The sequence below is a fragment of the Flavobacterium rhizosphaerae genome, assembly GCF_046000445.1.
GTDB lineage: Bacteria > Bacteroidota > Bacteroidia > Flavobacteriales > Flavobacteriaceae > Flavobacterium > Flavobacterium rhizosphaerae.
Map to the genome: position 1 here is coordinate 73061 of NZ_JBELPZ010000013.1, position 20156 is coordinate 93216.

At 40.5% G+C, this 20156-nt stretch carries 14 protein-coding genes; 7 read left to right on the forward strand and 7 right to left on the reverse strand.

All coding sequences use genetic code 11. The annotated features are described in order from the left end of the window. Window positions 1-16 precede the first annotated feature (16 nt). On the reverse strand, window positions 17-2227 hold the full coding sequence (locus ABS766_RS12455; RefSeq protein ID WP_408085506.1) for a patatin-like phospholipase family protein: 2211 nt from the start codon (window positions 2225-2227) through the stop codon (window positions 17-19). Next, entirely contained in the window at window positions 2224-4023 is a 1800-nt protein-coding gene (gene uvrC / locus ABS766_RS12460) for an excinuclease ABC subunit UvrC (protein ID WP_408085507.1), read from the reverse strand. Before uvrC ends, ABS766_RS12455 begins: the two co-directional genes overlap by 4 nt. Window positions 4024-4234: 211 nt before the next feature. On the opposite strand from uvrC, the gene ABS766_RS12465 reads away from it, so the two are divergent. Then, a complete protein-coding gene (locus tag ABS766_RS12465; protein ID WP_408085509.1) occupies window positions 4235-5263 on the forward strand; it encodes a succinylglutamate desuccinylase/aspartoacylase family protein in 1029 nt (342 codons plus the stop codon). Then, window positions 5232-5798: a 5-formyltetrahydrofolate cyclo-ligase gene (locus tag ABS766_RS12470; RefSeq protein ID WP_408085521.1), complete on the forward strand. Its 567-nt coding sequence runs from the start codon at window positions 5232-5234 to the stop codon at window positions 5796-5798. The genes ABS766_RS12465 and ABS766_RS12470 overlap by 32 nt, the downstream gene beginning before the upstream one ends. A 48-nt stretch (window positions 5799-5846) precedes the next feature. On the opposite strand, the gene ABS766_RS12475 is transcribed toward ABS766_RS12470, so the two are convergent. The 3 genes from ABS766_RS12475 to ileS form a co-directional block, all read right to left on the reverse strand. Beyond that, on the reverse strand, window positions 5847-6467 hold the full coding sequence (locus tag ABS766_RS12475; protein WP_408085510.1) for a lipoprotein signal peptidase: 621 nt from the start codon (window positions 6465-6467) through the stop codon (window positions 5847-5849). A 200-nt stretch (window positions 6468-6667) separates the two neighbouring features. Further along, the gene (locus ABS766_RS12480; protein ID WP_408085511.1) at window positions 6668-7051 is read right to left on the reverse strand and encodes a TraR/DksA family transcriptional regulator; all 384 of its coding nucleotides are present in this window, start codon (window positions 7049-7051) and stop codon (window positions 6668-6670) included. Between the two features lie 8 nt (window positions 7052-7059). Then, complete coding sequence (gene ileS / locus ABS766_RS12485) at window positions 7060-10491, reverse strand: isoleucine--tRNA ligase (RefSeq protein ID WP_408085512.1); 3432 nt, start codon at window positions 10489-10491, stop codon at window positions 7060-7062. 224 nt (window positions 10492-10715) lie between these two features. On the opposite strand from ileS, the gene ABS766_RS12490 reads away from it, so the two are divergent. From ABS766_RS12490 to ABS766_RS12500, 3 genes are all read left to right on the forward strand, one after another. Continuing rightward, window positions 10716-11438, forward strand: a complete 723-nt coding sequence (locus ABS766_RS12490) for a hypothetical protein (RefSeq protein WP_408085513.1) — start codon at window positions 10716-10718, stop codon at window positions 11436-11438. 132 nt (window positions 11439-11570) lie between these two features. Continuing rightward, window positions 11571-12479, forward strand: coding sequence for an alpha/beta hydrolase (locus ABS766_RS12495; protein WP_408085514.1), 909 nt, complete (start codon window positions 11571-11573; stop codon window positions 12477-12479). Between the two features lie 151 nt (window positions 12480-12630). Beyond that, window positions 12631-13050, forward strand: a complete 420-nt coding sequence (locus tag ABS766_RS12500) for a hypothetical protein (protein WP_408085515.1) — start codon at window positions 12631-12633, stop codon at window positions 13048-13050. Window positions 13051-13108: 58 nt separating this feature from the next. Here the strand turns inward: ABS766_RS12500 and dinB are convergent, their stop codons facing one another. Both dinB and ABS766_RS12510 read right to left on the reverse strand, forming a co-directional pair. After that, window positions 13109-14197, reverse strand: a complete 1089-nt coding sequence (dinB, locus tag ABS766_RS12505) for a DNA polymerase IV (RefSeq protein ID WP_408085516.1) — start codon at window positions 14195-14197, stop codon at window positions 13109-13111. 36 nt (window positions 14198-14233) lie between these two features. Further along, window positions 14234-16327, reverse strand: coding sequence for a site-specific recombinase (locus tag ABS766_RS12510; RefSeq protein WP_408085518.1), 2094 nt, complete (start codon window positions 16325-16327; stop codon window positions 14234-14236). Window positions 16328-16524: 197 nt separating this feature from the next. Between ABS766_RS12510 and ABS766_RS12515 the strand changes: the two genes are divergently transcribed. Both ABS766_RS12515 and ABS766_RS12520 read left to right on the forward strand, forming a co-directional pair. After that, window positions 16525-17472 (forward strand): PfkB family carbohydrate kinase, encoded by a 948-nt coding sequence (locus ABS766_RS12515; protein ID WP_408085519.1) that lies wholly within the window; start codon window positions 16525-16527, stop codon window positions 17470-17472. 54 nt (window positions 17473-17526) lie between these two features. Then, window positions 17527-19425, forward strand: a complete 1899-nt coding sequence (locus ABS766_RS12520) for an amidophosphoribosyltransferase (protein WP_408085520.1) — start codon at window positions 17527-17529, stop codon at window positions 19423-19425. Window positions 19426-20156 lie beyond the last annotated feature (731 nt).

Genomic DNA, 20156 nt, shown 5'->3' on the forward strand with positions numbered 1-20156 from the left:
AGGAGTTTAAAGTTTTTTAAAACCAGAAACCTATACTAAACCAGGTATAGTGATGACCTGTTTGTGGCGACCAGCTGTGCTTAATTTCCAGCGGGCCTATTATGCTTTCCATACCATAGCCCACAGCATAACCTTTATATTGGGGTAATGAGAACAGTTTGCCCTCTTTATAGAGATTATTGCCTATGTTGGCATAATTGGCGGTTATATTAAAATGGTTTTTATGTATAAACTCATAATCAAAAGTAAGGTCGCCCTTAATGTAACTGTTGCCTGAAATACTTAAAAAGTCATACCCGAAAAAGTGCCTGAAGTTATTAGACATGTGATAGCCATATCCCCCAAGGATAAAATCAAACGTATTACCTTCTTTCTCACCAAGGGTAAACCCTGTTTCGCTGTGTACTTTTAATGTAAGGTTTTTTGCAATGGTTTTGGCCGTGCCGAGTTCTCCTTTTATAATAGAAAAGCGGTTAAATTCATTATTATAATCAGAAGAATAAAGGTATGCCTTAGCCTGACCGGAAAAATAATAGCCTTGTGTGGGGAAGTACTTATTATCATACGAGTCAAACTTTAAATAGCCGTATAGCGAAAAATAATTACTGTCATCAAAAATTGGGTTTATACCCTGTATCGTTTCCGATTTTATTTTAACATGCCTAAACTCTGCACCACCGCCAAGTAAAAACAATTGTTTAAATATGGTTTGCACATACAGCTGGTTGTTAAAATCGCTGTAATGCACATTAAAGGTGTCTACCCCCAGTACTTCACTTAAATCTTTACCCAGGGTATACTCTGAAGATATATTGCGGTTAAACTCATAAAAATGCGAATGAAGGCCGTAACTCACATAAAAACCATTATCAAAATAATAGTCAAAGTTGTACCTGAAATTATCGCCCAGCATTACATCAAGAGAGGCTGCATCATTATGGCGTATAAAATTCTTTTGGGTAATGTTTACCAAAAGGGCGCTTTTAAAGAGCCCGTCATAATGCAAACCAAATTTAAGATAACGGTTAATGGGGTTTTCCTGTAGCGTCAGTTTTAAATCTTCCCCTTCTTTACCTTGTTCAAAACAATAGTGTATGCCTGTAAAATTTTCTGTTGCATTAAGGTTGCTTATGCCCAGGTTGAACTTTTCGTAACTTATTTTTGTGCCTGGCTTAAAGTTGAGCTTACCAATTACATAAGAGCGGGTATAATGCGTTACTCCTTCTATATGTATTTGCCCTATAGTAATACTATCCTGCACCGGTATATGCGGTACCACAATAGGTTGGCCAACGCCTAGCGTTTTAAGTGTATCAATTATTTTTCTGGCTGCTTCTTCGCCCTTATCTATTATAGCGCCCCCGTCATTAAAAGATATTACACTAAAATCTGAGATATCCGGTTTTATATAAATATCGGTGGCTTTGCGCTTACCCTCCATTTTTTTAATCATCTGGTAATTGTTTATCTGTACCAGTATACCCGTGGCGCCTTTAATCTGGTCACGTGTTTTAAGGGGATCCTGTACGTCAACCCCAATAATAATGTCAGCCCCCATTTTTTTAACTTCTTCTATGGGGTAATTATTGGTAACACCGCCATCTATAAGCAGGCGGCCATCTATTTCTACAGGGCTGTATAACGACGGAAACGCCCCGCTTGCCAGTATGGCATCGGGCAAAACACCATTGCGTAGCACTACCTCTTCACCAGTTTCTACATCTGTAGCAATACACACAAAGGGTATGGGCAGGTTGTTAAAATCTCTTATGTGGCGTACGCGGTCTGTAAGGCGGTTAACGGTAGTATAATTATATAATCCTTTTGAGAGGGCTGTGGGTATGCCTATCCTGAACCCTTTAAAGGGCAGGGTAAGGGCATATATTTCATCATTTCTTTTTTCAAAGAAACTCTGGGAGCCGCGGGGAGTGTAATCCTGCAGCATAGCATCAGAATCAAGGCCTTTAAAAATAGAATCGAGTTCTTTGGCAGAGTATCCCGAGGCATACAACCCGCCCACAATAGCGCCCATACTGGTGCCGCCAATATATGATATTTCTACACCGGCCTCTTCCAATACTTTTAAAACACCAATATGTGCTAAGCCTTTTGCGCCACCTCCGCTAAGTACTACACCAATTTTTGGCTTGTGGTTTGGCTGCTCTTCCTGCCCGGAGATGGTTCCGGTTAGTAAAACACTAATTATAAGGAAGAGCAGTTTTTTCATTGTTGTTTATTGGTTTGGTAAAATTCAGTAATCTTTCTGGCTTTGGCTGGGCCTACCACTTTGGCTATATCTTCTTCGGGTGCTGCCGAAAGACGTTTAACCGATTTAAATTGCTTTAAAAGTGTTACCATGGTTTTTTCCCCTATACCGGGTATACCCTCAATAGAGGTTTTTAACGCCCCTTTGCTGCGCTTATCCCTGTGGTGGGTAATACCAAAACGGTGGGCTTCATTACGAAGGTGCTGTATAATTTTTAGCGTTTCGCTTTTTTTATCAAGGTATAAAGGTATTGAATCTCCCGGGTAAAAAATTTCTTCAAGGCGTTTTGCTATACCTAAAATAGTAATCTTGCCCCTTAGCCCTAATTGCTCCAGGCTTTTTAATGCCGAACTGAGCTGGCCTTTGCCCCCGTCTATAATAATAAGCTGGGGTAGTGGCTGATGCTCATCTAATAGGCGCTTATAGCGGCGGTATACCACCTCCTCCATACTGGCAAAATCATTTGGCCCCTCTACCGTTTTTATATTAAAATGGCGGTAATCTTTTTTGCTGGGCTTACCGTCTTTAAACACAACACAGGCGCTAACCGGGTTAGTACCCTGAATGTTGCTGTTATCAAAACATTCAATATGGTGGGGCTCCTCGGGCAGGCGCAGGTCTTTTTTCATTTGTGCCATAATACGTTTGGTATGCCGTTCGGGATCAACAATTTTAATTTGTTTTAGCTGGTCCATACGGTAAAAGCGTGCATTACGTTCACTTAGGTCCAGTATCTGTTTTTTGTCGCCCAGCTTGGGTACGGTTACTTTTACATCATCACCCAGGCTAACAGGAAATGGTACCAGAACTTCACGGCTTTTAAGGCTAAAACGTTCACGCAGTTCTACCACGGCAATTTCTAACAGCTCCTCATCCGGCTCATCCAGTTTCTTTTTTATCTCCATGGTATGAGACCGTACTATGGCGCCGTGCGATACCTGTATAAAATTAATATATGCCATGCTTTCATCGCTGATGATTGAAAACACATCAAGGTTATTTATGCGCGGGTTAAACACGGTAGAGCGTGACTGGTAGTTTTCCAGTATATCAATTTTATCTTTTATACGCTGGGCTTCTTCAAAACGCATTTCGGTAGCCAGGTCCTGCATCAGTTTTTTAAAATCACGCAGACTGTCTTTAAAATTTCCTTTTAAAATTTCGCGTATGGCATCAACATGCTGTTGATAAACCTGCAGGGGTTCATGTCCTTCGCAGGGGCCTTTGCAATTGCCCAGGTGATATTCAAGGCATACTTTATATTTACCCGATTTTATATTGGCAGGAGTAAGGTCATAATTACAGGTGCGCAACGGATAGAGTTCTTTTATCAGATCCATAAGCGTATGTACGGTACGGAAACTGGTATAGGGGCCAAAGTATTCTGAGCCGTCTTTAACCACATTACGGGTTGGAAAAACACGTGAAAAGGGTTCGTTTTTAATGCATATCCACGGGTATGTTTTATCATCCTTAAGCATTACATTGTACCGTGGCTGTAATTTTTTTATAAGGTTATTTTCCAAAAGCAGGGCTTCACTTTCGGTAGGTACAACAATGTGCTTTATGGCGGCAATTTTACGTACCATAATGCGTGTACGCCCGTTACCGTGCACCTTATTAAAATAAGACATTACCCTCTTTTTCAGGTTTTTGGCCTTGCCAACATACAGGAGCTTGTTGTCTTTATCAAAATATTGGTAAACGCCCGGGCTGTCGGGCAGGGTTTGTATTTGTAATTCCAGCGGCGTTTGCATACAACAAAGTTAGTAACAAATGTGCAATTATTAAACGCGGCAATGTGGGTATTGTTATGCCTTTACCACCAAAATATAGTACTTTTATACAATGCGGAAGGAAAACATATTTTAACAGCACCCTTTATAGCCGGTGGCGCGGGTGTGGTTAAGGCTTGTAAGTAAATATGGTTTTTCTGCAATTAAAGTTATTGATTTAAGTATTTAGCCTATGGCCCACAAAGAGATTAAAATTTTTGGTGAAATAGTATTGCCGGGACAGAGTAAAACCATAAACATGGAAATTGCACGGCTGCATACTATGAGTAAGCTTAAAGTACCCATTATTATAGAACGCGCTAAAAAAGAAGGCCCTGTGGTATTGTTTACAGCCGCCCTGCACGGCGACGAGATAAATGGCACCGAGATTGTGCGCCAGATTATTGTTAGGAAGATAAATAAACCCAAGCGGGGCACTATTATCTGCATACCGGTTATAAACATATTTGGGTTTGTAAACCGCAGCAGGGAGTTTCCTGACGGGCGCGACCTTAACCGGGTGTTTCCCGGTAGCCCGCGCGGCTCACTGGCAGCCCGCTTTGCCTGGCACCTGCTTAAAGAGGTGTTGCCCAATGTTGATTATTGTATTGACTACCATGCAGGGGGCGCAAGCCGCTTTAATGCTCCGCAAATACGTATTGTGCCCAACAACCCAGACCTGAAACATCTTGCCGATATTTTTAATGCCCCGTTTACGCTATATTCTAAAAACATTGCAGGTTCTTTTAGGAGCGCCTGCGGCAGGATGGGAGTTAAAATATTACTTTTCGAAGGGGGAAAATCGTTAGATATAAATAATGATGTAACACAGGAAGCCGTGCGTGGCACCAAGCGTTTTTTAAACTACCTGGATATGCTTAACCCTAAAAAGAAGGTAAAGGAAGCTCCGGCGCCATCTGTATACATTGAGCGGTCTGACTGGGTTAGAGCCACATATTCCGGATTATTTCAAAACACTACTCCGGTAGGCAAACTGGTAGAAAAAGGCGAGGTTATTGCCTGTATTACCGATCCGTTTGGTAAATTTGAGCACGATGTAAAAGCCCCGCATACCGGTTATATTATTAATAGTAATGATGCCCCTATTGTGTACCAGGGCGATGCTATTTTTCATATTTCTAAAAAACTTATGATTCCAGTAGCATTTGCCGATGAAGAAGAAAATACCCATGACCAAAAAAGAACTTCGCCAGAGGTATAAAAACCTGCGGCAGCAATTGAGTACAACACAAATTGAGGATAAAAGTCTTGATATTGCCAACAGGCTGTTACAGCTTGATATTTGGGATAAGCCCATATATTATCACCTGTTTCTAACTATGGAGGAGCAAAAAGAAGTACATACCGATTTTATACTTAATATACTGGCCGGTAAAGATAAAGAAGTGGTAGTTTCACGCTCTGATTTTGAAAGCTGCCGTATGGTGCACTACCTGTTAACAGATAATACTAAGCTTATTAAGAGCGCTTATGGCATTCCTGAGCCGATTGATGGCATTGAAGTGCCTTCCGGTAAAATTGATGTGGTGTTTGTGCCCCTGCTTGCTTTTGATGATAACGGGCAACGCGTGGGGTATGGCAAGGGTTTTTATGACCGTTTTCTGGCAGAATGCAAACCTGGTGTTATAAAAATAGGCTTGTCTTTTTTTGAAGTATTTGAGGGTAAAATACCCCATGATAAAACCGATATACCGCTGGACTATTGTATAACACCACACAAAACATACACGTTTTGAGGATACAATTTACTGTAAACTGAAAACCGTTAACTGTAAACTAAACTGTTAACTCTTTGCAAATGCTTTTTTATTAAATACTATTAATATGCCCACGCCTATAGAAATTGCAGTATCGGCAATATTAAAAATAGCATTAAAGAAAGAAAACTGCTGCCCACCTACAAAAGGCACCCAGCTCGGCCATGTGGCATCAGTAATAATTGGAAAATAAAGCATATCTACAACCCGGCCCTGAAACCATTTGCCATAGGGGTTTTCTGCAAAAAGTGTTGCGGTTTGCGCTCCCTGATAATGTACAGGGCCGCTTTCGTTAAAAATTACGCCATAAAAAACAGAGTCTATAATATTGCCAAATGCGCCCGACATAATAAGCGCTATTGCTACAATAAGATAGGGGGAAAGGTGTTTTTTTACCGAATCGTGCAGCCACCAGCCAATAGCGCCCACAGCCAGTATCCTGAAAAGTGTAAGGGTAAGTTTACCCCCCAGCCAGGCCGGTAGCTCTGCGCCCCATGCCATACCTTCATTCTCTATAAAGTAGATTTTAAACCAACTTAATACTTCAACCTTTTCGTTAAGCAGAAAATGTGTTTTTATGTATATTTTAGAAAGCTGGTCTATAATCAGCACAAGAATTACAATAAGATAGGCTTTTCTTAAAGACATTTTTAAAATTTTACCCGCAAAAATAGCTTAATTTCTTAAAATATATCAGGCTAAGGCTGCCAAATATATAATAAATAAAAATTTGGGCCGTGGTTTTCATTTATAAAAAAAAGCAGGCAATAAGCCTGCTACAAGTTATAGCACTAATAACCTGGTATTATGGTAGTATATAAGGCCCCTTAAAAAGAGGTGTCCAAATATTATCGCTGCATGTTTTTAGCCTCAATGCTCATTGTAGCATGGGGTACCAGCTTAAGCCTGTCTTTATTAATAAGCTTACCGGTTACTTTGCAAATGCCATAGGTTTTGTTTTCAATCCTTATAAGGGCATTTTTTAAATCGCGTATAAACTTTTCCTGGCGGATGGCAAGTTGCGAGTTGGCTTCTTTAGACATGGTTTCGCTGCCTTCTTCAAAAGCTTTAAACGTTGGCGACGTATCATCGGTGCCATTGTTAAGGTCATTCATGTAAGCACTCCTGATAAGATCTAAATCAGCTTTTGCTTTTTCAATTTTTTTTGTGATCAATTCTTTAAATTCCATAAGGTCTGCATCAGAATACCTTATTTGTTGCTCATCTACCATTTTTCAATCTATTTTGAGATTAATACTAAAGTTTTTATACCATCAAATTCAATTTCGGTTCCATTATCAATCGCTTCATTAAATATAAGATCATCAGTAAGGGTTTCAGACTTTATATACTCTTCGTTTGCCTCTACCGCTGATTTAAGTATGCCGTTGTCCTGCAGGTAAATAGTTATCCTGTCAGTAACTTCAAAACCGCTGTCTTTCCTCATATTTTGTATACGGTTCACCAGTTCGCGGGCAATGCCTTCTTTTCTAAGATCATCTGTTATGGTTATATCCAGCGCTACGGTTAATGCCCCTGCATTTGCTACCAGCCAGCCCGGTATATCCTGCGAAGAAATCTCTACTTCTTCCGATGTCAAATTAATATTTTTTCCTGAAATAACAATATCTATACCGCCTTTGGCTTCTATTTCGGTTATCTGTTCTTGTGAGAATTTTTGTATCTCTTTAGAAACCAGCCCCATATCTTTTCCAAAACGTGGCCCTAAGGCTTTAAAATTAGGTTTTATCTGCTTTACTAATACGCCCGAAGCATCGTCTAAAAGCGCTATTTCCTTTACATTTACCTCAGCTTTAATCAGTTCTGCAACGGCTTCAATCTCTGTTTTTAATTTATCGTCAAGTACCGGAATCATTACTTTTTGCAGGGGTTGGCGTACTTTTATGCTCTCCTTTTTTCGTAATGAAAGTACCAGCGATGATATTGTTTGCGCCTTTTGCATCCTGCTCTCCAGCGATTTATTAACAAAGTTTTCAGCATATTCTGGAAACCGCGCCAAATGTACGCTCCCATGTGCTTCTTTTTGTGAAGCCTGTGTTAAATCTTTATAAAGCCTGTCCATAAAAAACGGCGCTATAGGTGCACTTATTCTGGCCACTGCCTCTAAGCAGGTATATAGTGTTTGGTAGGCGGCTATTTTATCCGGGGCATATTCGCCTTTCCAAAAACGGCGGCGACACAGGCGCACATACCAGTTACTCAGGTTTTCCTGTACAAAATCGCTTATAGCCCGGGCTGCTTTTGTAGGCTCATAATCGGCATAAAAACTGTCAACATCTTTTATAAGCGTGTTCAGCTCACTCAATATCCAGCGGTCTATCTCTGGCCTTTCGTTTAGCGGCACCTCCTCTTCGGCATAGGTAAACCCATCAATATTAGCGTATAACGCAAAGAATGAATAGGTATTATATAACGTACCAAAGAATTTGCGCCTCACCTCTGCCACGCCCTCTATATCAAACTTAAGGTTATCCCAGGGGTTGGCATTGCTTATCATGTACCAACGGGTAGCATCGGGGCCGTATTCGGCAAGGGTAGTAAACGGATCTACCGCATTACCGAGGCGCTTACTCATTTTATGCCCGTTTTTATCGAGTACTAAACCGTTGCTCACCACGTTTTTATAGGCTACCTCCCCAAAAACAAGGGTAGCAATGGCGTGTAGAGTATAGAACCAGCCACGGGTCTGGTCTACCCCCTCAGCAATAAAATCTGCCGGGAATGCCTCATGGTTGTCTATGAGTTCTTTGTTTTCAAACGGATAGTGCCATTGTGCATACGGCATAGAGCCGCTGTCAAACCACACATCTATTAGGTCGGCTTCGCGTTGCATTGGTTTGCCCGATGGCGAAACCAGCGTTATTGCATCCACTACATTTTTATGCAGGTCTATTTTAGCATAGTTTTCCTCACTCATGTTGCCCGGCTCAAAACCTTTAAAAGGATTCTCTGCCATAAAACCTGCGGCTATTGCCTTTTCTGTTTCATTGTACAGCTCTTCGGCAGAGCCTATAATCATTTCTTCGGTTTTGTCTTCCGTGCGCCATATAGGCAGCGGGATGCCCCAGTAGCGCGAGCGGCTAAGGTTCCAGTCGTTAGCATTTTTAAGCCAGTTGCCAAAACGCCCTTCCCCTGTAGCCTTTGGCTTCCAGTTGATGGTTTCGTTAAGGTCAAACATCTTTTCCTTAACATCAGTTACCTTTATAAACCAGCTATCCAAGGGGTAATATAAAAGCGGCTCATCAGTACGCCAGCTATGTGGGTAGCTGTGTACATATTTTTCTACTTTAAAGGCTTTGTTATTCTCCTTAAGATAGATGCTTATCTCAACGTCAGCCGACTTCTGTGGTGCTTCGTCTTTATCGTAATATTCGTTTTTAACGTATTTACCGGCAAGCTCCAGTGCATTTCCGGCAGGGTTGTCAAGGTGTGCCAAATGCTCCGTAAATTTACCCTGTAGGTCTACCAGTGGTACCGGGTTGCCGTTGGCATCCAGCACCAGCATCGGCGGTACTTCGGGTGTGGCCTCTTTAGCTACCTTGGCATCATCGGCACCAAAAGTAGGCGCGGTATGTACTATACCCGTACCGTCTTCGGTAGTAACAAAATCGCCGGCAATTACCCTAAAGGCATTTTCCGGATTTTGGTACGGCTGTACAAACGGCAATAGCTGCTCATAGCGTATGCCAACAAGGTCAGACCCTTTGGCCTCGGCTAAAATTTTATAGGGTATTTTTTTGTCTGCTTCGGTGTAGTTTGTAAAATCTGCATCCTCAGCGCTTTCAAAGTATTTACCACTAAACTGCTTACCTACCAGGTTTTTTGCCAGCACTACATTTATTGGCTCAAATGTATACTGGTTAAAAGTTTTTACCAGTACATAGTCAATTTTTGGCCCAACAGTTAAAGCCGTGTTGCTTGGCAGTGTCCACGGGGTTGTAGTCCATGCCATAAAATCTACTTCGCCAAAGCCTTTAAATACCTCTGGCAGTGTGTCAGCTATGGTTTTAAACTGCGCTACTATGGTAGTATCGGTAACATCGCGGTAGGCACCCGGCTGGTTTACCTCGTGGCTGCTTAGCCCAGTACCCGCTTTTGGTGAATAGGGCTGTATGGTGTAGCCTTTGTATATAAGGCCTTTGTCATAAATCTGTTTCAGCAGCCACCAAACCGTTTCCATGTATTTTGGTTTGTAGGTAATGTATGGGTCATCCATATCTACCCAATAGCCCATTTTTTCGGTTAGGTCGTTCCATACATCCGTATAACGCATCACTGTGCGCTTACAGGCCTCGTTATATTCTTCTACCGAAATTTTAGTGCCTATATCTTCTTTGGTGATGCCCAGTTCTTTCTCGGTACCCAGTTCTACCGGCAGGCCGTGGGTATCCCATCCGGCTTTACGCTTTACCTGAAAGCCTTTTTGGGTTTGGTATCGGCAAAAAATATCTTTAATGGCACGGGCCATAACGTGGTGAATGCCCGGCAGGCCGTTTGCACTTGGCGGGCCTTCATAAAATACATATTGTGGTTTCCCCTGGCGGGTAGTAACGCTTTTTTCAAAAATATTTTCCTTCTTCCAGAAATCAAGTACCTCTTCTGCTACCTTTGGCAGGTCAAGGCCCTTATATTCAGTAAACTTCATACTCATTATAGCTGTGTAACTTGCGTTAAAAAAATCAATTTGCGAATGTAAGGATTTTTTTTAAGCGATGGGAGAAACGATAATATATCCGGGAAAATTAATGATATTTTTACTTCCTGCTCTGTTCCTGCCTTTATTTAAATCACACAAATAATAATTTGCTAATAAAAAATAAATTGTTTATTAGCAATTTAAATCTATATTAGCGGTTAAATTCAAAAACCAATTATATGAAAAAAATGTACTTATTAGCGTTACTTATATTTATTCCTCTAACTAATAATGCGCAGGAAAGAGTAAATGCCACCGTGCCAACAATCAATCCTGTATCTAAAGGGAAAATCACAGAAGCAACAGGATGGCTTCAAAATGATGATGGGGAGTGGCTGTCCCGTAAAAACAGAATTCCTTGGAATTTATCTGGAGAAGACAAAACCCTTATGGATTATCAGTATTATGCTTTAGGTGAAAACAGAGAAAACTTCACCTATATGGGTTTGTATGATGTAACAATAAATGATTCTACTTATACCATCCTTATAAAAAAAGGCAAGGAGGGTTATTATAAATATGAATCATTACAAGAAGGATGGACACCACAAGATATTATTACATACTATGTTTTTGACAATAATGAGCTTGAAAAACTTAAAAATTTGGAGTCTGATAAAAATCATGAGATAAAAATTAAAACTCTGTATAGCAACAGAATAAATTATTTAACTCCTAGCTCATCTTTAGATTTAAAAGCTGTTGCTAAGGATTTATATAAATTTATGAAGGAAGGAGACCGGTATTTTATGAAAGAGTTGGTTATATATTACAAACAATATAAAGATAAATTAAGGTTTGTAATACAATCAGAGGAGGATATTGATTTTCTTAAACCTGATTTAAATAAAATGTACTATGAAACCACCAAAGCGAATTTTGATAAATTTATCAAGCTGTAATATATAATTAGAGTTTATGTATTAAGGAGAGGCTATAATCTCTCCTTTTTTGTTGTGGGGCAGGGTAAACACACATAAAAAACTTGCTGATTTTCGTTACCTTGCAGCATCCAAACCTATTATAAAACTGAAATGAAAAAACTTTTTGCTCTACTTGCATTATTTACCATAACACTAACCAACGCACAGGACTTTAAAACCCTCACCTATTTTGTAAACGACAGCACTAAGCTGGAGCTGGACTTATTTTTGCCTAAAACCAAAAGTGCCGAGAACCTACCATTGCTTATTCATGTACACGGCGGCGGCTTTGCTGGGGGGCAGCGCCAGGACGGTTATACCGTGTGCCGCGAGGCTGCTAAAAACGGTTATGCCGCGGCTACTATTAGTTATACGCTGTATATGAAAGGTAAAAAATTTAGTTGCGACGGCATACTTACCGAAAAAGTAAAAGCGTTTCGTATTGCGGCCAACCAGCTATGGCAGGCCACGCTGTTCTTCATTAAAAATAGTGAAAAGTATAATATAGATACTGATAAGATATTTATTTCGGGTAGTTCGGCCGGGGCAGAAACGGTATTGCATGCGGCTTTTTGGGACCGCGACCTGATGGCGCTTTACCACGAAAAACTGTCGAACGATTTTAAATATGCGGGTATGATTTCAGGCTCGGGTGCCATTATGGATATTAACCTTATTACTGAAAAGAACCTGATACCGGTAATGTTTTTTCATGGTAGTTGCGACCCTACTGTGCCTTACGGTACCGCAGCCCACCACCTGTGCCCTACCGATAGCAGTGGCTGGCTGATGCTCTTCGGTTCATATTCCATCTACAATAAAATTATTGAGCTAAACGGCAATACCCAACTTTTTACCTATTGTAACGGTGGGCACGAGTACAGTGCCGAGTTGTTTATACAACCGGAAGAAACCGTGAAATTTATTAGCCAGGTATTAGCAGGCGAAAAAATGCAGGCACATACTATAATCAGTACCGGTAAAACCTGTAAACGCAATACGTATAGTTTTTGCGATTAGTTATAAAATATATATTGATAATCAATAAATTAACAGTCTCAATGTTAAGTTTTTACTGAGAATGAAAGACTTAACATTGAAATTGTATTTTTTCATTTCCTGTAAGTTAATTTTGTGTAAAATTATAGTTAATTAATTTACATTAGTCAATATGAACAGGGAAGACTTAAGGCCGGTAGCATTTACCGTTACAGAGAAAGTAAAAAAAGGTAAAAAAACAGCAACCAAAACCAAAACAAAATCAGGCTATTTTCACCTTTGGGGTTCCGTGGTAGACAAAAAAGGGAAAGAAGAATTTTATGCCCTTGTAGAAGATGCAAAAACAGGTAAACTTTTAGAGGTAAGCTTTAAAGACATCCGCTTTGTAAATGAAATAACCGAGGAGATATTTATTGAAGCTTTTGAGGGAGAAGTAAATGAAACCGAAGCTACACCTGAAACTACCGAGGCCAACGCGGAACAAGTTCCTGCCGAAACGGCATCGGAGGTAACACCGGAAACGGTTGCCGAAGCCCCGGCTGTTGAAGGAAAACCAAAACCGGCAAGAAAAGCACGTCCTGCAAAAAAATAAGTTATACGTTACGTTTTATTCTTTAAGAGGCCGCCTGATTTCAGGTGGCCTTTTTGCGTTAAAATTCAAATTTAAGCTGCACCGCTACCGCTTTTTGTTCCCCTTGTTTTACCTCGGTATTCAGGTTAGAGAGCGATATACCTAACAGCCTTACCGATTCTTTTGGCTTTTCCTGAAAAAGCAATTCTTTTACCGTATCCAGTATCAGGCTTTTATCAGATATAAAATAGGGCAGGGTTTTACTGCGCGTTTGCTGGATAAAGTCAGAATATTTTATTTTAAGGGTTACTGTTTTGCCGGAAATGTTTTTCTTTTTAATCCTGCGTTCCAGCTCATTGGCAATGTCTTCCAGTTTTTCGAGCATAAATACCTCTGATACCAGGTTCTCAAAAAACGTATGTTCTGTCCCTACCGATTTGGCTATGCGGTGCGGTTTTACTTCGCTGTTGTGTATACCGCGTACAACATTATAATAATAGCTACCCGATTTTCCAAAATGTTCCGTAAGGTATGCCTCGGTTTTTTCTTTCAGGTCTTTACCGGTAAAAATGCCCAACTGGTACATTTTTTCGGTAGTTACCTTGCCTACACCATAAAATTTGCCAATGGGCAGCTCCTCTAAAAACGGCAATACTTCTTCGGGGTTTACGGTTTTCTGGCCGTTGGGTTTATTATAATCGCTGGCTACTTTGGCAATAAATTTATTTATTGAAATCCCTGCAGAAGCCGTTAAGCCCGTTTCTTCTAAAATACGCCGGCGAATCTCAGTAGCAATAAGTGTAGCGCTGGGGTTGCCTTTTTTGTTTTTAGTTACATCAAGGTAGGCTTCATCAAGAGAGAGGGGTTCTACAAGGTCGGTATATTCAAAAAATATGCTGCGTATTTTTTTTGATATTTCGGTATAACGTTCAAAGCGTGGTTTTACAAAAATAAGGTGTGGGCAGCGTTTTTTTGCCAAAAAACCGCTCATGGCACTGCGCACACCAAATTTACGGGCTTCGTAACTGGCGGCAGATACCACACCACGGCTGGAGCCACCTCCTACAGCTAAGGCTTTACCGCGCAACTCCGGGTTATCCAGTTGCTCTACAGAGGCATAAAAAGCATCCATGTCTACATGTATGATTTTGCGCTGCGTGCTTTCCATACCGTAAAATTAGCGTATTTGCCTAAAAACTCCAGCTTATTTTTTTAAGTCGGTATCAGGTGTCTCCGGCGCGGGGGCAGCGGGTGGGTTATTGGCGGTTTTGCGGAAATTGGGAAAGAAAAATGCCGACGGTTTTTCTTTAAAATACTTCCATATTGCGCGGGTTATAGGACCTAATTCGTAAAAAGGGATATTGCGCGAGCGGAAGGCCAGCCCCATAGAAAGCCCGAAACTTACTAAAAAGTTTACCAGGCCTATTATTACAATACCCACTATGCCCCAGGCCAGCATAGCCGGGGCAACATTAAAATTGGCGCCATAAAGCCCCAGTGCCAGGTTGCCGCTTGCAAAGGTAATGTGGCGTATATCTATATCAAGGCCCAGAAATATACCAATAGAAGCGGTGCTGCCCATAAATACACCAAACCAAAAGTTAGATATAATACCCGCCCATTTTTTTTCATATAATTTTGAGAGTTGCTGTGCCCTTATACGCCCAAAGCTTTTTTTAATAAGCGGGTGCTCCTGTATGCGGTAATATACATGCCGGTATTTATCCCGGTTGGCTACCGTGCCTGCTATAATACCCGATAGAAAAAGGAATACCCCTGCTATGGCGGCATGAAAAATGGCAAGGCTGTGCACAGGGCTAAGGTCTTCTATAAGATGGTACCATTTGGTAAGCGCCAGGTTATAATCGAAAATTAAGTCTATAGCCCATATACCCAATAATGCTACCGGAAATGCCACGAGTACATTACCTACAAAAGCAATGAACTGCGAACGGAAAACCCGCGCAAAAAATTCGGCAAAAGCATGGTGTTTTTCATCTACGTTTACCGCGGTGTTTTTCCGGTCAGACTCCAGGGCGCGCACCAGTGCACTGGCTGTCATGGCGGGCTGCTTGGTAGCCAGGGTAAAGCCCAAAACATAAATCATGATGAAACTTAGCGAATAGTTAAGGCTGTAAAAAAAGGCATGGCCAAAAGCGCTGGTATCCATCATAGAAAGAAACACCTTAATAATACAGGCCAGCCCTACTATAATACCACCGCCGGCCGATGCCCAAAACATTTTAAAATAGCCTGTACGGTCTCGGGTAATATAATTTTCGCCTGTATTGGCTGTATGTTGAGTTATTTCGTATGAAAGAAGCTGGGTACTTTCATTTATAAGGTTTCGCACATTGTTTTTAGCACAGTTATACGCTATAAGGTTTTTAGCAAGGGTAATAGAGTCACTTTTAGCCTCTTCGGGTTTTTCAATAACCAAAAGGGGTAGTAATGTGCCTAAACGCTCTAATTGCTGCCTTATGCGCAGCAGGTTTTGGTTTACCCGTAACGAAATACCAAATTTTTCGCTGTTTTTAAAGGCTACCCGCACATATTCGGTACATTGCTTATGCAATACCATAATTTGCCGGTATCCTATATCATCGGGCAATACATAATTGCGTTTTTCTTCCAGCAGCTTTTCGGTAATTTGCCCAAACTCTTTTTGTATGGCTAAAAAAGGGCTTTCCAGGTTTTCATATTCCGGCACCATTTCAATAACATCAGTTTCCAGCGCGCGCCCTGCAATACGGTGTATCAGCACCTCCATTGCAAAAAGCAGTTCTGCCAGGGGGCTTTTAGGCTCGCTGGATATGTATACTGACCGGAAACGCAGCAGGCTGTAAAGTTCTTCCAGCTGCTCCATAGGTATTTTATTTACCCATATAGGATCTGTTTTTACAAAAAACACCTGGTTTAATATGTATTCTAAGGTGTCTTTCTTGGGCTGGTCGGGTATTAGTTTGGCAAATAACCGCTTTCGTACTTCAAAGAAAAAGTCGGTATCGGTTAATATATCGGCGTCAGTAATTATTTTACTGAATTTTTTATTCTTTAGTATATTCTTAAGGTAAAGAGAAAAACCCATACTGTACCGCTCATTTGTTTTTAGCAAATTCAATAAATCGCTAATATCAACCATTTCGGGCAGTACCGGATATTTTGGACGGATAAGGTCAATCAAATCGGCAAGCATATCTACTTCATCTGCCTTGTATTCCCACAAGTTATTTTCTTCAAAGTTTAATCTGAAAAAATTTTCAAGGGTTTGTTTTCCTTTCCGTTTGGTAAATTTCATGGGGCTGTGGGAAATTTGAAGTGTAAAAATACAAATCAATACCATACGGCAACAGCATTGCGTTAAAATTTAGTACGGTGTTAAAAACGCGTTAAACAAAGAAAACGCTTATAATGCAATAACTTAAATTGATGTTTGCCATATTGCTACTCTCATAGTTATACATTATCTTTGCGCCTTCAAATTAATACCTGTTTATGAACAAATTACTGATTGTAGGAACCGTAGCTTTTGATGCCATAGAAACACCTTTTGGCAAAACAGATAAAATACTGGGCGGCGCCGGTACTTATATAGGCCTGTCGGCTTCATTCTTTAAATTACAATCGGCTATTGTATCGGTAGTTGGCGAAGATTTTCCACAAGAATATCTTGACCTTCTTTCTGACAGGGGAATTGACATCAGCGGGCTTGAAGTAGTTAAAGGCGGCAAAACTTTTTTTTGGAGCGGCCGCTACCATAACGACCTTAACAGCCGCGATACATTAGACACACAATTAAATGTACTGGCCGACTTTAACCCGGTTGTGCCGGAAAATTTTAAAGATGCCGATGTGGTGATGCTGGGTAACCTGCATCCGCTGATACAAACCAGTGTTTTAGACCAGCTAACGGCACAGCCTAAACTTGTGGTGCTGGATACTATGAATTTCTGGATGGACTGTGCGCTGGATGATTTATTACAGGTTATTAAGCGTGTAGATGTGATTACCGTTAATGATGAGGAGGCACGCCAGCTTACAGGAGAATACAGCCTGGTTAAGGCAGCTGCCCAAATACATGAAATGGGGCCGGAATATGTGGTAATTAAAAAAGGTGAACACGGAGCGTTATTGTTTCATGATAAAAAGGTGTTTTTTGCGCCTGCTTTGCCACTTGAAGAGGTTTTTGACCCTACGGGGGCCGGAGATACTTTTGCCGGGGGCTTTACAGGCTATATAACCCAAAGCGAAAACATATCGTTTAAAAACCTGAAGAATGCCATTATATACGGTTCTAACATGGCATCGTTTTGTGTAGAAGAATTTGGTACACAGCGTATGGAACGCCTGCAAAAAGAAGAGGTATTGCAACGCCTGCAACAGTTTAAGGCACTCACCCAATTTGATATTTCGCTGGGAGATGATAATGAAGATGAAGAATAAAAATTCAGGCCTCATTACGGGGCTTTTTTTAATATATAACAACAACACAACACTATGAGCGACGCTTTAAAACACGAGTGCGGTATAGCACTACTGCGACTGTTAAAGCCACTGGAATACTATAAAGAAAAATACGGCACTGCTTTTTACGGTATACAAAAAATGTACCTGTTGATGGAAAAACAGCACAACCGCGGCCAGGATGGCGCCGGTTTTGCCAGTATTAAATTTGATGTAGACCCGGGGCAGCGTTATATTAGCCGTATACGCTCTAACCAGGCACAGCCCATACAGGACATTTTTACACAGATAAACGGCCGTATAAACGAAGAAATGGCGGCACACCCGGAGTATGCTAATAATGTGGCACTGCAAAAAGAGCAGCTGCCTTATTTAGGCGAAGTATTTTTGGGCCATGTGCGCTATGGTACTTTTGGTAAAAATAGTATAGAAAGTGTTCACCCCTTTTTAAGGCAAAATAACTGGATGCACCGTAACCTTATTGTAGCCGGTAACTTTAACCTTACCAACGTGCAGCAATTGTTTAGCAGCCTGGTAGAGTTGGGGCAGCACCCAAAAGAACTGGCTGATACAGTGACTGTAATGGAAAAAATAGGCCATTTTCTGGATGATGAGGTAACGGCTTTGTACAGAGACTGCAAAAATGAAGGATATAGTAAACGGGAGGCCTCGCCTGTAATAGCAGAAAGGCTTAACGTATCTAAAATACTAAAACGCGCTTCTAAACAATGGGATGGCGGCTATGCTATGGCTGGTATGTTTGGGCATGGCGATGCATTTGTTTTTCGCGACCCGGCAGGTATACGCCCGGCGTATTATTATGTTGATGACGAAATAGCGGTTGTGGCTTCGGAAAGGCCGGTGATACAAACCGTGTTTAATGTTGATTTTGACGATGTGCAGGAGCTTGACCCCGGGCATGCGATCATCATTAAAAAGAGTGGTGACATACAGGTTTCAGAAATTATACCTTCTGAAAGTAAAAAAGCGTGTTCTTTTGAAAGGATATATTTTTCGAGGGGTAGCGATGCCGAAATATACAAAGAGCGTAAAGAACTGGGCCGGCTGGTTTTGCCCGAGGTGCTTAAGGCCATTGATAACGATACTGATAACACTGTGTTTTCTTATATACCCAATACAGCTGAGACTTCGTTTTTCGGGATGGTAGAGGCGGCTCAGGATTTTTTGAATGACAGGAAAAATAATGAGATTTTAGAAAACAGACATACCCTTACCGAACAAACGCTTAAAGAATTGCTATCGGTTAAAATACGCACTGAGAAAATAGCGATAAAAGATGCCAAATTACGCACTTTTATTACTGAAGACAGCAGCCGGGATGATTTGGTAGCCCACGTATATGATGTTACTTATGGGGTTATTAAACCTGAAGATAACCTTGTTATTATAGACGACTCTATAGTAAGGGGTACTACCCTTAAAAAGAGTATTATTAAAATGATGGACCGCTTAAAGCCTAAGCGGATTGTTGTAGTATCATCAGCGCCTCAAATACGCTACCCGGACTGTTACGGTATAGACATGGCACGCCTTGAAGGGCTCGTGGCTTTTAAAGCAGCCGTGGAGCTGCTTAAAGATCGTGGTATGGAAAGCGTGGTGACTGAAGTATATGAAAAATGTAAGAGCCAGGCACATTTACCCGATGGAAAGATTGTAAATTATGTAAAAGAAATTTATGCCCCGTTTACAGATAAAGAGGTTTCGGCCAAAATTGCCGAGCTACTAAGCTCTGATGATGTTGAGGCTGAAGTAAAGATTATTTACCAAACTGTGGATGACCTGCATAAGGCCTGCCCTAAAAATCTTGGTGACTGGTATTTTACCGGAGATTATCCTACACCGGGGGGGAACCGCGTGGTAAATAAAGCGTTTATTAATTTTTATGAGGGCAATGATGCAAGGGCTTATTAAGCTTTAATTTCTTAAAGAAACGTTAAAAACATGTTTTTGGTCGTGTTTTGCTGCTCTTTGTCTAAAATATTTGCCCTGTCTATAGTTTAGCGATACTTTTGACATCAAATAGCATTAGTAAAATTTAAATTTTACGATATTTTGGGGGCAAAAAAGGGAGAATCAGACCGATTCTCCCTTTTTTATTTTTATCAGGTATTTATTTAAATTATTAATAATAGTATTCATTTTTGTACTAATTTTTGTATTTCAGCTGAAATATATGCGTTTTATCTAAAATATTTGTAGCGTCTATAATTTGTCTATACTTTTGATATCAAATAGCATTAGTAAAATTTAAATTTTACGATATTTTGGGGGCAAAAAAGGGAAAATCTACCAGATTTTCCCTTTTTTATTTTAATACCATTATAGAATAGAGAAGATGAATAAAAATTAGCCAATTATCTATACAAACATTCTGTTCATCTATACTTAAGCATCTTTTAAACGTAAATATTTCCTGCACAAATAAAAATAATTGTAGATTTGTATCTAGCAGTTGTAAATTAATTTTTACAGTATTTTTAGGGGCACAAAAAGGGAAAACCATCGGTTTTCCCTTTTTACTTTAGTACAAACGGTAACTTTAAAATTCCATATGTTTACTAAAAGAAAGGGGCTGTCTCAAAAGTGAGTCAGCCCTATTTTTTTTAAACAAATAAGGGAGCCCGCGGGTTCCCTTTATTCTG